13 protein-coding genes are annotated in these 15,619 nt (G+C 36.5%); 1 reads left to right on the forward strand and 12 read right to left on the reverse strand.

Translation table 11 applies throughout. The features are described from left to right. The first annotated feature begins 127 nt into the window (after positions 1-127). Positions 128-4,072, forward strand: coding sequence for an S-layer homology domain-containing protein (locus tag K412_RS21310; protein ID WP_024832028.1), 3,945 nt, complete (start codon positions 128-130; stop codon positions 4,070-4,072). Positions 4,073-4,181: 109 nt separating this feature from the next. On the opposite strand, the gene K412_RS0104580 is transcribed toward K412_RS21310, so the two are convergent. From K412_RS0104580 to K412_RS0104640, 12 genes are all read right to left on the reverse strand, one after another. Beyond that, positions 4,182-4,538 (reverse strand): arsenate reductase family protein, encoded by a 357-nt coding sequence (locus K412_RS0104580; RefSeq protein ID WP_024832029.1) that lies wholly within the window; start codon positions 4,536-4,538, stop codon positions 4,182-4,184. Between the two features lie 79 nt (positions 4,539-4,617). Further along, positions 4,618-5,304 carry a flavodoxin family protein gene (locus K412_RS0104585; RefSeq protein ID WP_024832030.1) on the reverse strand — a complete coding sequence of 229 codons (687 nt, stop codon included), beginning with the start codon at positions 5,302-5,304 and terminating at the stop codon, positions 4,618-4,620. A 366-nt stretch (positions 5,305-5,670) separates the two neighbouring features. Further along, entirely contained in the window at positions 5,671-6,897 is a 1,227-nt protein-coding gene (locus K412_RS0104590; RefSeq protein ID WP_024832031.1) for an ABC transporter permease subunit, read from the reverse strand. Beyond that, positions 6,891-7,784, reverse strand: a complete 894-nt coding sequence (locus tag K412_RS0104595) for an ABC transporter ATP-binding protein (protein ID WP_024832032.1) — start codon at positions 7,782-7,784, stop codon at positions 6,891-6,893. The genes K412_RS0104590 and K412_RS0104595 overlap by 7 nt, the downstream gene beginning before the upstream one ends. A gap of 111 nt (positions 7,785-7,895) precedes the next feature. Further along, positions 7,896-9,305: a sensor histidine kinase gene (locus tag K412_RS0104600; RefSeq protein ID WP_024832033.1), complete on the reverse strand. Its 1,410-nt coding sequence runs from the start codon at positions 9,303-9,305 to the stop codon at positions 7,896-7,898. After that, positions 9,295-9,999 carry a response regulator transcription factor gene (locus tag K412_RS0104605; protein WP_340139720.1) on the reverse strand — a complete coding sequence of 235 codons (705 nt, stop codon included), beginning with the start codon at positions 9,997-9,999 and terminating at the stop codon, positions 9,295-9,297. Before K412_RS0104605 ends, K412_RS0104600 begins: the two co-directional genes overlap by 11 nt. A gap of 195 nt (positions 10,000-10,194) precedes the next feature. Further along, entirely contained in the window at positions 10,195-10,611 is a 417-nt protein-coding gene (locus K412_RS0104610) for a YjdF family protein (RefSeq protein WP_024832035.1), read from the reverse strand. A gap of 4 nt (positions 10,612-10,615) precedes the next feature. Beyond that, positions 10,616-11,143 (reverse strand): PadR family transcriptional regulator, encoded by a 528-nt coding sequence (locus tag K412_RS0104615; RefSeq protein WP_242835524.1) that lies wholly within the window; start codon positions 11,141-11,143, stop codon positions 10,616-10,618. A gap of 300 nt (positions 11,144-11,443) precedes the next feature. Further along, entirely contained in the window at positions 11,444-12,256 is an 813-nt protein-coding gene (locus tag K412_RS0104620) for an alpha/beta hydrolase (protein WP_024832037.1), read from the reverse strand. A gap of 731 nt (positions 12,257-12,987) precedes the next feature. Continuing rightward, positions 12,988-13,920: a hypothetical protein gene (locus tag K412_RS0104630; protein WP_024832038.1), complete on the reverse strand. Its 933-nt coding sequence runs from the start codon at positions 13,918-13,920 to the stop codon at positions 12,988-12,990. Positions 13,921-14,083: 163 nt separating this feature from the next. Then, positions 14,084-14,620 carry a DUF4865 family protein gene (locus K412_RS0104635; protein ID WP_024832039.1) on the reverse strand — a complete coding sequence of 179 codons (537 nt, stop codon included), beginning with the start codon at positions 14,618-14,620 and terminating at the stop codon, positions 14,084-14,086. Between the two features lie 172 nt (positions 14,621-14,792). Beyond that, a complete protein-coding gene (locus K412_RS0104640; protein ID WP_024832040.1) occupies positions 14,793-15,527 on the reverse strand; it encodes a DUF3788 domain-containing protein in 735 nt (244 codons plus the stop codon). Between the last annotated feature and the right edge of the window lie 92 nt (positions 15,528-15,619).

Raw genomic sequence — 15,619 nt, forward strand, 5'->3', positions numbered from 1 at the left:
GTCAAAATTGAAAATCTTCAACTAGCACAACATTATAATCTGTAAAGTTGTTAAAATCCAAAATCTGAGAATCGGGCGACTCTAAAACGAGATTTTAGAGGTTGCCTAAAAAAGGAGCTAAACTAAGATGAAAGATAAAAAACTCTTAATCAACGTATCCCGCCTCCTCGTGGTTATCATGCTGTTCTCATTATTCGCAGTTACTCCCGTCCCAGCCACAGCGGCTGAAGGCGAATCAACTCTTGAACTGAACAACCTTATTGCACAAGCTGAAGCTTTAAAAGCCGGCAACGAAGAATTCCCACTTCAGATTAGCCATACTGACGACGGATCCGATGTGAACAAAGCTTTCCCTTGGGTGTATGCCAACGAACTCAAAGATCTTGATAATGCGCTTGAGTACGCACGTAATGAGCTCACTCCCGTCCATGAAGCTATAGTCACTCTTAAAGGCGCAATAGCAAGTTTCAATGAAAATATCAAAGCTGACGGTTCAGACCCCTATTTCCGACTTGACCCAGGCCCTGGTAAAGTACCTGTAAAAATTACCGAGCCCACAAATGTCTGGACCTCAAGAACCCCACTTGACAGCCGTGTCCCCGCCGACTTTGCTGGTGGCACATTCCAAATGATTCCATATCCTTTTTCAGATTCCGAAGGCAAAGCTGATGTACTCCAGATTAATTATGTCCATAACGGAACCAGCACCTTCGGCGGAATTAGCATTCAATCTCCGTTGTCCCCAGCTGTAAATGTTCCCGAAGGCTCCACTATTGAGTTTGATGTGTACTACCCTAAGAGTGCGCAGGGCAAATTCATGCGGTGGAGAATAAGAAATACCGATTCTAACATCGATAGCTATCTCAGGGATTACCAGTACAACAACCTTAACCCCGACTGGGTTGGTAGCTACAATGGTGAAACTTGGCTAATGGCTCACAATAGCGTTACTGCATCAGCAGGAAATTCCTCAGACTTCATTCTAGAACTCCATGGTGAGACCGGTCGTCCCGCAGAAACCGGTATGCTTCTTGTGGCAAACATAAAAATAACTGCACCCGATCCCCAAGGCGTTGCGCTTCCCAACGTAGTCAATAATGAAAATCAAAGTACCGTAGCACCTTTAAAGAGTGTTTACAACAGAGAAAATGGTCTATTTATGGTGGGTGCAATTGGAACCGGAGCAGTAACCCAAACAAGAGCCAATCACTATGAAATCTTTGTCGACGGCAACAATCTCAAGGCCGATGGAACTCATCCGCATGGCCCAAACTGGCTAAAAAGCGTTACTGGTGATGCCCTGAATGGCGCAACTACCACCCCTGGCATAAGTGAATATAGTTTCCCGACCAACTCTTATAAGGACATCAGAGATTCCGGAACTCCAGGAGAGTATAAGTCTCATGGACATGTTTTGGCATGGTACAACCAAGCTCCTGCATGGATGACACAGATTATTCCTGAGAACCTTCCCAATGGATATAACGGCTCAACCGATTTCTACGGATTGGGCAACGGCGTTACAACCACGGTTAAAGTAGACAAAGAAATGGCCAAAAGAGTGCAGTATAACCACACAATGTATGTGATGCGGCACTTCCTAAGTACAGATACGAAATATGGCTCAAGCGAATCCCGCGGAGTAATCCCCTTCAATTCATGGGATGTACTCAACGAAGAGGTTCATGAGAGCCGTCACAGCGAAAACATCCCCAAGGATGCGAATAGCTGGAGAACAAGCCTCAAACACACCAACTGGCTTGTTGCAATGTCTGATGATTTAATTAGAGGCGACATTAAAGATCATTACATTTACTTGCTGTTCAAATACGCACACATCGCGGCCCCCAACGCCAAGATGGCGGCTGCTTACAAAGCCAACTACGCCAGTCTTCCAGAGTACATGAAGCTCGATGGGCACGACACCGCTGGCAGCATTGATGCCTATATCGTTGATAATCCGCCTAAACTGACCTACAACGATTACGGTCTTGCTACTCGCAGCAAAGCAAGGACTGTATACAACATGGTTCTCGAACTGAACACCGCATGGCTCTCCGATCCGTTGTATGACGGAAGACCCCTTATCGAGGACATCGGTATTCAAGGACATGATTCGATTGGAAGTACCCTTGCAAGCGATAATCAATATGCCATGGCCCTCTATGCATCTCTCGTTGACCGGGGCCTTCTTTCCGGTATTTCCTACTCGGAACTTGACCTTAAGGTACCGACCAATGCCCCAGGAGGTGGTGCAATTGCTCCTGCGGTCCTCAATGTCAGACAGTCTGACGCCCTTGGTTATGAGTACGCTCTGATGTATAAACTGTTCACTAAGTTCGCCCCATACATAGATCACATCATCAGCTGGGGTGTATCCGGTTCAGGATGGCAGGGAAGCTATGTGCTCTTTGATAGTCAAAGCAATGCCAATGCCGGTTACTACGGCGCCATAAATCCAGACAGATTCATTCTTGGGCATTCATACCTGAATGATTTCTTTAAAGATGAATACGAGAAACTCCAGGACGGCTATAAAATTGACCTTGGCGACCTTGGAATGTATACACCAAAATCCTCCAATGCAAATCTCAGCAGCTTGTGCCTTAGTGTGGGAACACTACAGCCGACATTCACTCCAGCAACCACCCAATACAGTATTTCCCTGAAGGATGCCACCGACATTAAGGTGACTGCGACAACGGCTGATAACAAGGCATCAATTAAAGTGAACGGCACGGCTGTCGCCAGTGGTACAGCTTCCGAAACAATATCCTTGACACCTGGGACAGTAACGAATATAAAGGTACAGGTAACAGCTGAAAATGGTAGAGTAAAGATTTATACCATAAAAGTAACAAATAGCAAAACTCCGTCTTCTCCCAGCACCGGAACACCATCTTCAACACCGACCGAACCTGAAGTGCCAGTTGATCAGGATCAAAAAGTAACCATGCAGGCGACCGTGAAGGATGGAATTGCATACATTCCGACATTAGCTCTGGAACAAGCAAAGGAATTTCTAGCAAAAGATGTTACCATAGACATACCAGCGGTACAAGGAGTGAATTCTTACTCGGTAGGCCTGCCTACTGCTGTACTGACCAGTGGAACAAAGGATGACAAGCTCACTCTTTCCACCGAATTAGGTAAAATTGTAATATCTGGTGACATGTTAACCGGCACAGCTGAAAGTAGCAGCAAGGAAGTAACACTGGAAATTGGTAAAAGCGACAAGTCCAATCTCCCGCCTGAAGTGAAGGAGTCTCTCGGCGAAAGGCCAAGCATAAAGCTCTCCCAGACGGTAGACAAAAAAGAAACTATCTGGAGCAATCCTAACGCACCAGTAACTGTATCCGTGCCTTACAAGCCGACTACGGAGGAATTGAAAAATCCTGAAATGATTGTTGTTTGGTACATTGACGGAATCGGAAATATTATAACAATACCAAGCGGACGCTATGATCCCACTAACGGTGTGGTAACCTTCACAACTACTCATTTCGGTGACTATGCTATATCTTACGTATCTAAGACATTCTCAGATCTTGAAAAGGCTGCATGGGCTAGGAAAGCAGTCGAAGTACTTGTATCAAAGGATATTCTCAAGACAGAGGGTAATGTATTCAATCCCACATCCGATATCACAAGGGCAGATTTCCTTTACTCACTTATTAGGGCACTTGGATTGACTACGAAGACAAATGGCAATTTCATCGATGTGCAGAAAGATACTTACTATTATAATGAAATCGCAATTGCTAAAGCTCTTGGCATTACCAGCGGCATAGGCAACAACAAATTCGGTAGCGACAACAAGATCACAAGGCAGGACATGATGGTGTTATCAGAAAGAGCCTTGAATCTTGTTAAGAGTCTGAACAAGCAAGGTACCGCTACGGATCTGGATAAATTCTCCGACAAGTCCAAAATTGCTTCTTATGCGGTTAATAGCGTAGCTACCATGGTTAAGGAAGGGTTGATAGTAGGTAGTAATAACAAAGTCAATCCGACTGTAAATGCAACCAAAGCAGAAGCCGCGGTATTTCTCTATAAGCTGTATAATATGTAAGAAATTCTCGTAAGGATTATAAAAACCGTGCCAACTATTGTTGGTACGGTTTCTCTTTTATACTCAGTACATCTTCCTTCTTAATTTCTTTATGTATGGGCTTATTTAATTATTCGATATCAAGTACAGCTTTCCAATCAGTTTCATTAAATCCTACTAGTACAAAATTGTCACCAATGAAAATTGGACGCTTTACAAGCATACCATCTGATGCCAGCAAACTATACTGTTCCTCCTCACTCATGGTTGGGAGCTTGTCCTTCAGCTTCAGTTCTTTATACAGCAGTCCGCTGGTATTAAAGAATTTCTTTAGTGGAAGACCACTCTTTTTATGCCAGTCTTTCACTTCCTCTATTGCTGGATTATTTTCTTTAATATTCCTTTCTTCAAATGCTATGCAGTTAACCTCCAACCATTTCTTAGCCTTCTGGCAAGTAGTACATTTTGGATAACATATTAATATCATGATATTCCTCCTTTTTTTCTTATAATACCTATTATTACATTCCAACATCCTGATTATGTAATCATGTTTATAAAGTACATCAATTATTAAAAAAACCTTTTTCCTTCCAATATTCATATGGATATTTGCCTATACCAACATATTTCTTTACGATGAACTTTGATATATGATACATGAAAATCGTAGAAATATATGGGGATTTTTGTGGGGCATGATAATATATATTTGCAGCTTTACGTAGCTTTTTTTCAAATTTCATTTGTTTTCGCTGCGTCATTTTATCCCATCTATCAATGAACATCCTGAACCCAAGCGAGTAGACACGATTAATACCCCAATTCTTAAGATATTTCTTAATTGGCTTTATGGCTGCAGTAGAACCTGAACCTGTGCTAATGATAAATGCTTTCTTTGTAAAAAGTTCGACTCTAGGTGCAACATTCATTGTTAAAAAATCCAGATGATCCAATAAGTTTTTCATACAAGATGACATACTGCAAGCACCAAAGTGCGGAGTAGTAAATATCAGTGCATCAGAATTAATTATTGTATTCAAAATTGGAGTTACGTATTGCGAATGAGGACATTTTTCATATGAGTTGCTAAAACACAGTTGACACCCTGTACAAAACTTAGGCATGGCTTCAGGAAGAAAAAACTCTCTATATTGAACATCTCTGTATTTTGTCAGCTCATCTAAAAAGATTCTTGTAGCCTTATAGGTATTACCCTTTCGTGGGCTACCGTGAAACACTGCAACCTCCATAATTTCTCTCCTTTGCAACAACAAATTACGACAAACAGTGCACAAAAACACGTATTAAATATAACATATTTGATAAACTCCTACTATACATGCTAAACACCAAAAGAAATCCCCTGTACTGGTATAAAAAAGCACCTGTGTCTTAAACAGATGCTCGAAATCTAATGTTAATTGGTATAATTCAAAGTATTGATTTATGATTTTATCAACTTCAGGATGAGTTTTATCGTTTTGTACAAGATAGTCAATAAAATATTTCTCTATATCTTCATCTTTAATATTTGCTAGCAATTCATAAATTTTATGCCCTATTGTAGTTTAATAGTATAATACTCCAATTATATTACTTCCAAATTTTTCGTTCTCTTAAACCACTTGATGTTTTGCAAAGCATCTTCTTGCAAATGGTAACATTACGGCTGCCAGTAGCACATATAATATCATTCTTACTGTAAATACATCCATTATAATCCCACCAAACTGATATGAAATGAATTTTCCAAACTCAGGCATAGTAGAACGATATGTTGTCAAAAACAATATTAAATTATAAAGTCCTTCTGTTCCATTTGGACTTAAGAATATTGGAATAAAAAGAGCCGGAACGAGAATTGCCAGCACAATATATGTGCTTTTCAATTTTGCGGATAAGAACAGTGTCAAACTGATTATAGCAATTAAAACAATGTAGATTACGGCCAGATTATGAATAACAGCCTGAAGGAATGAAAATGGATAAGGTATCGTTGTACCTGCAATCTGTAATGGCAGATTCCATCCATCTACTCCATATGCGGCTATAGGTATTCCAAATGCGACTATTACATGAAAAGTGAAGGCAAGTACTCCAAACAAAAGTGAGCTTATTATTTTTCCTGTAGCAAGCCTAGTTTTTCCATATCTTGCTGATAGCAGTACTGCATCCATTCCTGCTTGATACTCACCAGAAAACACTGGTGCAACTGCAATACATATTGCTAGAATAGGAAATATTAAAAGTTCAAAACAACTGATAATGGTGGTCCATGCTTTATGGTAACCATACTGAAATGGTTCCTTGACTTTACCATTCATATCCTTCCAATAATCTATTTTTTCCTTGGATAAATTACGTGATGGTGACTCAAGCAATGCATCAATCTTCATTTCTCTTGTCCGATAAAAGTTTGCTCCATTTGAAACATCTACTTCTGGTAACTTATTATATCCTGCACTTAATCCTGGATTTACGTAATTAAGTGCAATCATATCAAGCATACTTTCTCTCGGAGCAATATAATTCCAATACACATCTCCTATCAAAAATTTCTCGTTTCCATCATATCCCACATTATCCTGATTTTCAAAAAGCTCTTGTACTTCTCCAATTGTTTCTGTTATATACTCATCTGTTAAATATATTGAAAGGTCAGAATATTGCTCTTTTTCAAAGGCAATCCCTTTTAGTCCTTTAATAACTCCATCCTGGTTGTATGCTTGAAACTGAATAACGGGTAGCCCGAAAAGAAAAGCTGTTATTAGCAAGCTTACTGCCATAACAATCAACGTGGATTTTTTTCGTAATCTTTTTAGTAATTCATACTTAATTAACATCCGTATTCACCTCTTTCTACCAGCCCATCTTCTCCAAAATAGTACATAAATAAATCTTCTAAACTAGGAGCAACAGTCACAGCTCCCATAATCGGAGGCGTTTCATGTACTATACGTAAACGTACCATTTCATTTTCATGGTGTAAGTTGACAACCGGAAATTTCTTGGTATATGCCTCTGTATCGTCCTCATTGACCAGCACTTCCCACACCTTGCCTTCCATGATATCTGTCGCAGTAACCATAGACTCTTTTAACAGGATTTTTCCGTTTTTCATCATTAGAATTGTATCTGCAATATAAGAAATATCTGAAACAATGTGAGTTGATAACATTACAATTTTTTCTCTGGAAAAGTCAGAAATGATATTTCGAAAACGTACTCTTTCTTTTGGATCAAGCCCTGCCGTAGGTTCATCCAATACTAATATAGAAGGATCATTCAGCACAGCTTGTGCAATTCCTAAACGTTGCTTCATTCCCCCTGAAAAGGACTTGATTTTCTTGTCTGCCATGTCTGATAGATTTACCATTTCTAATAATTTTTCTGTTTTAATTTTTGCTACTCCCTTCTCTAGTCCTTTCACAGCTGCCATATAAAGCATAAATTCACGGGCCGTGAAGTCTGGGTAAAAGCCAAAATTTTGTGGCATATAACCTATGTTACTATAATACTGCTCCCCAAGTTCCTGTATTGCTTTGCCATTAAGTAAAATATTTCCCGATGTTGGCGATAATACACCACAAATCATTCTCATCAGGGTAGTCTTTCCTGCACCATTTGCTCCAATCAATCCGTACACACCTGGAATCAGATTAATATTAACATTGTCCACAGCACATTTATCACCGTATTTTTTTTGTAAATTCTGTATTTGTAAATCCATACGAGACCTCCTTGTTAATTTCTATCAGTACAAAAAAATGGATGACCTATGTTGTAATCATAAATCATCCATCTTATCCCTATATTTTGCGTATCTTAATTTATCCTTAACTTAATTTGCTGGAATACGAATCAAAAATACAGTACCTGCCCCAAGCTCACTGTTTACTTCGATTTTACCGTGGTGTAATTCTACAATTTGCTTTGCAATTGCAAGGCCAAGTCCACTTCCTTCTGTTTTTTCTTTTGTATTGGTACCTCTATAATAACGGGTAAATAATTCTTCTTTATCTTTCTCACTTATCCCAACTCCATTATCTTGGATTGATATAAGCAATGTCTTTTCTGATTCTGAAATTATGCTTACAATCACCTTTGTATCTATTGGATTATGGATAAGTGCATTTATTACCAGATTCTCTATTGCACGACTTAACAAGGATGAATCTATATTTACAAAAAGTTCTTCCTTATCACTTTCAAACTCTATAACTCTATTTGAAAAGCTTGGATTATTTGCAATATCAATGATTAATTCTTTTAAAAACCTCTTAATATTTACCTTCTCAGCTCTGAAAGGAATTACTCTTAAATCTAGTTGATAGGTAAGCTTTAAATCATTCACTAGCTTTTCAACATAATTAGTATTTTTTAATATAATAGAACCATATTCCCGAGCAATTGCTCCATCTATTTCTGCATTATCTGCAAGCAATTCTGCATATCCCTTAATTGGAGAAAGGGGTGTTTTTAAATCATGAGTAATGTTAGAAATCCACTCTCGACGTGCTCTCTCCATATCTTCCTTAAGCTTATCATTTCTACAAATCTCATCGTTTAACTTATTTAGTGCTTGATAAATATTTCCAAATAATCCCACATTAGAATACTTGCTATATGTACGGTTTGAAACTCTTTCTATTCCAACAGCAATTCTTCCAATCTGCCTTGTTAGCCAAAATCCATAAATTATGAAAACTACGCCAAACATTCCTAAACCGGCAAGAGCAATCGTTTTTAATAAGGGAGATAGTCTTGGCACCACCTCACCATTATAATAAAGCATTGTCTTACCAATGGCATACGGAAAACCAATTAGGTAATTCCAAGTCTTCCCGCCATCTTCAAAACTATTTGTAAAAATCGTATTATCGTTATTATAGTTACTTGTTTTCAGCATTAGCAATTCAGATGCAAAATACTTTTTGGGATAAGTCTCTGGCTTTTTGTATGAAAAAACCTCTTGTCCATTTTCATCTAAAACTTGTAACCAGAGACCATATTTATCTAATCGCTGGATTCCTATTTCATTAACTTTAAGTGCTTCTCCCTCATTTGACATCCAAATGGAAAAATTGTCTGTAAACGTATTTGGCCATGAAGCTAAGCTAATCCCCTCAGGCTCTGGAATGGAAAATACACAGTAAAAAAAGCCAATACCTGCAATAATAAAAATACAAACCATACTTAAAAAGATTACAAATACCCTCTTTATTGGATTCTTTGTCCAATTATTTTTCATAATCATTTACCATTTTATATCCAAGACCTTTCATTGTAATAATATACTTAGGTTCATTTGGATTATCCTCTATTTTTTCTCGCAAATGACGAATATGTACCATAATCGTATTATCACATCCAAAACAATCTTCTTTCCAAATTGCTTCATACAATCGTTCACGGCTAATCACTCGTCCTAAGTTTTGGGACAAAAAAAGAAGAATTTCAAATTCCCGTGCCGTTAAAGAAATATCTCTCCCAGCTTTTGTGACCACTCCACATTCCGGTTCTATTGTCAAGTCTCCTATCTTGATATGAGAAGGCCTAATAGATGTTTTCTGAAATCCTGCACGACGTAGTTGTGCCTTTACACGAAACGCTAATTCTTTAGGGCTAAATGGTTTTGTTACATAATCGTCCCCACCCGCTGCTAACCCCAGAATTGTATCAAGTTCATCATTTTTAGCAGACAAAAACATAATCTGGCAATTAGAAAACTGCCTGATACGTCTACATACCTCATAACCATCAATATCAGGAAGCATTATGTCCAAAATAACCACATCCGGATTCACCTCACGGCAGGTACTAACTGCTTTTAGTCCACTATCTACCTTTATTATATTTTTCAAATTCTCAAGCATCAGTGTGTTTTCAATAAGGTTAGCAATATCTGTCTCATCATCAACTATCAATATTGTTTGCGTATTCAAGAAATATACCTCCTCCATTCACTTAGGCATAATAATTCTATATACATCAGCAAAGAATATCAATAGCTCGCTAGCAAATTAAGATAGAAATAAGATAGCAAATCTGTTCATCAATATATGAAAAATGCATCTCCGGGGTGAGTTTTCATAAGTTATATCTCCAATTTCTGTTCCATTAACTTTTATCTTAAAATACTACTTCCCTTTGTGTTTTGCTTTTTTCTTTTCCTGCCGCAGAGCAAATTTACGCTCCTTTTCAGCCTCTTTCTGTTCACACCTTTTGACCCTTCTCTCAATTTTGCTCTGCTCAAGCTGCAGCTTTAAAGCTTGCTGAGCTTTGGTACCAATCCCTTTATTTTCTAGTTGCTTATTAATTTCCCGTTTCAAGCGTTTGGGATTAATTTTACGCTCTTCAATCTTATCTGCTTCGATGGGTGGACTGAATTTTAGCTTATGCCAGTTTTGCAGCAAGAAATCATATACCTCATAATCCTTTGGCTCTGCACCAAAGATTATTTTGCTGGCCTCATATTTGTCACCTTCAATACGCTCATACAGGCCAATCCAAAAAATATTTTCAAACAAAATGGTCAGGCTGCTCTTGATTCTCATGATATCAATCTTCTTTAAATTGGCTTTCAAATTTATCAAGCCATTCCAAAAGAGTATTATAGAGCATCCGCTGTTGCTCAAAAATGGTTCTTCCAACAAGAGGGATATCGGCATATGCGGCAGAATATTTATCATTGTTCTTTTCCGAAGCGGTAATGCTGTCTCGCAGCTTCTTTACCAAATCCAAAGCATGTTCCTTATTCATTTTGTTTAGATTGGTAATAACAACATTAAAATCAAATAAAAATGATACCTGCTGACTTGCGTAAGTATTCATTAGTTCCTCAAAATAAGCGCGTCCTTTTTCCGTGATGGAATACACAGCTTTATCAGCAAATTTATCTCCTTTGACAATATTGCTCTCGAGATAACCCTCTTCGTTAAGCTGTATAACTTTCCGGTATATAGATGGAACGCTTATCTTCGTCCACCGTGGAAACTGATGATAGTCTACATCCTTTTGTATGTCATATGCACTTTGAGGCTTTTCTAGCACCATGCCAAGTATTACCAGGTCAATTGACGACATCATTGCACCCCTCCTTTTACTATTATCAATAGTACTATTATAGATAGTAAAAGTCAAGGAGAAAATATTTAAACTATTCTGCAGCAATAGGCTCTTGCATCAGTACCATTGACTCCACATGGATTGTTTGCTCTCGTCGCCGTATTACCCTTCTTCTCTGACAAGCTTACAGGTGCACTTAGCATGGCACGAGCCACTTGGGTTTATAGGGCAATTGGAGCATAGCACTTGGGTAAAAGAAAAATCTAGTTGTTTTCCTTATGCCATTTGCCGCAACCAATGCAATTTTATCATTTCTTTTCATCATAAATAAAAAACACGATAGCATTTAATTGAAAAATTTATTTCAACACTCTTATTAAATGCTCTTTTCAATGCTTCATTGAAAAAATACCAGTCATGCTTTCCCGGCCATTCCTCATAAACAAAATCCAAATCAAGTTTTTGCATTTCTAAATCAAACCTTGCATTATCACTGCGCAAAAAATCCTCAGTCCCGCATGCTGAATATATTTTAGGTTTAACAGGTCCTTTACTTACTTTTTTAGCTAATTCCAATATCTCATGCTCATGACTCCACTGTAAGTCTGCCCCAAAAATCCCCTGAAAATCTCTGAGCATATGCTCTCCGTAAGCCTTTCTAAATTTTTCAGCACTCCCATGTTTATTTAAATCCTCCCTTAAAAATAAACACGGAGATGAAAATGCACAACAATAGCCATATTGTTCCGGCTTGGATAATGCCCATTTCAGGGCGCCATATCCACCCATTGAATCACCGATTATTATAGTATTATCTCTATTTGAAGATATATTAAAAACTCTCTTACATATGCTCGGTAATTCATCTGTTATATAGCTGAAAAATTTATGACCATATTTCATATCAGAGCAAAAGCTTCTCGCGATTTCAGGCATAATGAAAATTGCATTATAGTCATTTGCATAAACTGGTAACATAGTGTAGTTTGTCCAATCACCATTATTACCGCAAAGTCCATGGAGAAGGTATACTACTTTACAGCTTTCGTCCATGTTAATTTTATTTGAAGCAACAACTGTTATTCCAGTTTCCATTTCTAGCATTTTTGAAAAAGTACTACCTCTTAGTATCATATTTTCCTCCTTCACGAAGTTGTATTACATATTTTACCTCTCAATCAATTTAATGTTAATTTATTTTGTAATTTTTACATATTATATATAGTATTAGATTGAAAATAGCACAAAAAACCTCTAAAGTAGATTTGATTATTTATCATGTCTACTTTAGAGGTTTCATTTACAGATGAGCCTATTCAACACATTTTCAATTTTAATTCATCTTATTTTGGAAAGTTAATGAACTGCCTTTTTAATTTAATTTAAATTTACTTACTTGTTCAATCATATCTTTAGCCATATTTCTTAGATTCTCAACGGTAGAAAAAATAGTAATGAAACTGTCAATATAGAGACAAAATTAAAAATTAACTTACTCTTAATACTTTTCTTACTTTTAAAACTTTTCTTGCTTTTAATACCTTTCTTACTTTTCAAAAACTTTCGCATTTTATTTCCCCCTTTGTTTAAGTAAAGCACTTTGCAAAAACCATACTTCTTTTTTCGACATTTTTTTTGATAATTGTATAACTATTTTTATTATAGTGGTAACTATTACCGATTATTTTGCGTGGATTTACCAATTTAAATAAATAGATTATAGTTGTTATGTAAATATATAAATAAAGAAGTACTGGGGGAAAGCTAACTGACTATGCTATCATCATCTAATACATCCACTATTTCCAAGCATATTCCTAATTTCATATGAATAATCATTGGCAGAGCGAATAATCTCAGATGGATTACTTATTGTCAAATAAGAGTAAAGCCATAATAGTATGATCAATATTCATTTTATCTTTACTTCTCCAATCATCGGATAATTTCTGACATGAAAAATCCTTACCAAAATTCCAAAACCCATCCTGATTCCTTTTATCTTTCAGACTACTCAATTCTTCTTCAAATTCTATTTTGAAGGAAGGAAATTTGGAAAGAAGAAAATATACCTTATACAGTTCAGAAAAATTATTATTGAAGCCTCGATTTAATATAACATTTGTATAGCAAATGACTTTTCCATTATTATGCAGCCATTTTAGGTAACTGTGTTTCAAGTCATCACTTATTCCTGCTTGCATGTTGCCGAATAACTCAATGAGATAGACTGAATTGAGTCCAATATAACTTCCATCAATATCACAATCCAATAATTCTTTTGATATCTTGTTTGTCCTGTCCTTGTTATATTCACCATCTGCAAATGCTTCTTTTAAAATAGTATGCCAGCAATTGAATATTTCTAGATACTCCTTACAGTTTGAGCCAAATATTGAGAGTTTGGATGCAACAAACAGAGGTTGAGCTGGCCTGTACCATTTATTTTTTTCAAAACCATCCGGCCACTCAATTTCATGCTTTAATATTTTATCCATATAGTCACATAGTTTATCTACTAAAAAATTTCCACGTTGAATATCTAACATTTTCATTGAATCAATAGCTAATTCTGTAGTAGGAAATTTCTGCTTTATTTTTGAGTTCCGGGAATGAAACCTCCCATACCCACCGTCATCAAGTTGGTTTGCTTTTAACAACTCAACCCATTTGCTATTATAGAACTCGTCAAAGAGTTTCAAGTCAATCTCTTGCTTTTGTATTCTTTTTATTCTGTATCTAACGGCAGCACAAGGGGATAGCTCTTGTATTCTATCAAGTATATTAAATACGTTCATACCATATTTCCTTTCCTTAGTTTTATTACCTCTAGATATTCTCTAAAAATCCTTTTTACGACACATAAAAGGCAAGCTGGCACATCAAATACAACAAAGTCAATTGCTTGACTTATGAAGTTATATTGATTAACCAGCTTTTTGATATTACATAGAATATTTTTTAGTATGATATATGAAGAATGGTGAATGTCACACCCTTTTCTGTTTTTACTTTTTCTAAGTCATTCACAAAATAATAAACATGATATCTCCACTTCTCTGGATTATAAGTAATGATATACTCTGCATCAATTTTCGGAATCTTGTCTCTTATTTTCTTTTTAAAGTTTTTCAAACTTTCTTTCGGCTCTATATCTCCTATAACTTCAAATATAAAGCTTGTGTCTTTCACTTTTTCCGTTGTCTCATCAACTAACGGAACTCCGATATTTACATTCTGCCATCCAAATGAGTCTAAAATATTGTCATAAAATCCTTCAAATAAGAATTTATTTAATCCTTCACAATCTTTCCAAAAATATAACGGAGAATAACTGTTTTGAATACAATTATTTACTCCCTTTTCTGTTATTAAATAAAATTTGAACTTTAAACCATCGAATCCATCTGTTTTATGACCGTTGTCCTTGACTCTTTTTTTAATAATATTCATATCATAATTGCCGGGTAATGTTATCTTATATTGTGATGAAATCATATGTTCTCTTCCTTTCATTTACTTTAGTATTTTGAAGTTTAGTGTCACGACTTGAAGTCAAAATATACTTTTGAATTTGATTGTTTTCCATTGTATGTTGTCATTTTTTGAAGTAATGCCATCTTACTCTCCATAGTAGTACACAAACTTTCCAGTTTGTACATAATAAGTATTATTGTTCATATTGATATGGGACATAAGGTAAAATCGCCCATGTAACATCATCGGCAGAAATACTTTTGTGTTCTAACTGCCTGTATCCAACGGTTGCTTGTTCACAAGGATAATTTTTACAACCAAAGCAATTATCAAGCTGTTTTATATGTAAACATTTTAGCGGCTCACATAACTCCAATCTATCTTGATAGCAGTGACAATTTGGGGTATCGCAACCACTGCAACGCATATCCCATTCAGATACGCCATATACCGCATTTAGATGGGGAATGAGCATTTCTCTAAATTCTTCTGTAATGCCAGTGTAATGCACACACAAATCACATCTATGTCCGCACTTGCCATATACCGCATTCTCTTTTGATAATGGCTTGCGGTTCGGATTTTTCTTAATAAGTATCAGCTTTTTGACAGCTTCATAAGTTTTTAAATCCTCTACACGAATTAAGAGCCATTTACCATCGTGCAGGGTACGTTCACGGTCATATAGCTCTTGTATCTCAAGCGGGAATTCATGCTTTACTGCTTCAAACTTTTCTCTTTCTGCTTTACCAAGAACAACTTGAAAGTCGTAATGATCCTCGTGCAGATTTATGGACAAAATGGTTTTCTTTCCTTGGCGAAACCTTATACATGGGATGTCGTAATACATTCCTGCAACTTCATCCAAACGATATTTACCGCGCATAAATTTTACAGTTTCGAATTTTACTTTTTCGAATTCTTTCATTTATACTCACCTATAGTAAAATAAAAGTTAAGACTATGTTATAACCAAGTTTTATAAAAACATTCCGATTAGTTAGCTGCTACTTAAAAAGG

Source organism: Ruminiclostridium josui JCM 17888 (assembly GCF_000526495.1).
In the GTDB taxonomy this organism is placed as follows: Bacteria; Bacillota; Clostridia; order Acetivibrionales; family DSM-1351; genus Ruminiclostridium; species Ruminiclostridium josui.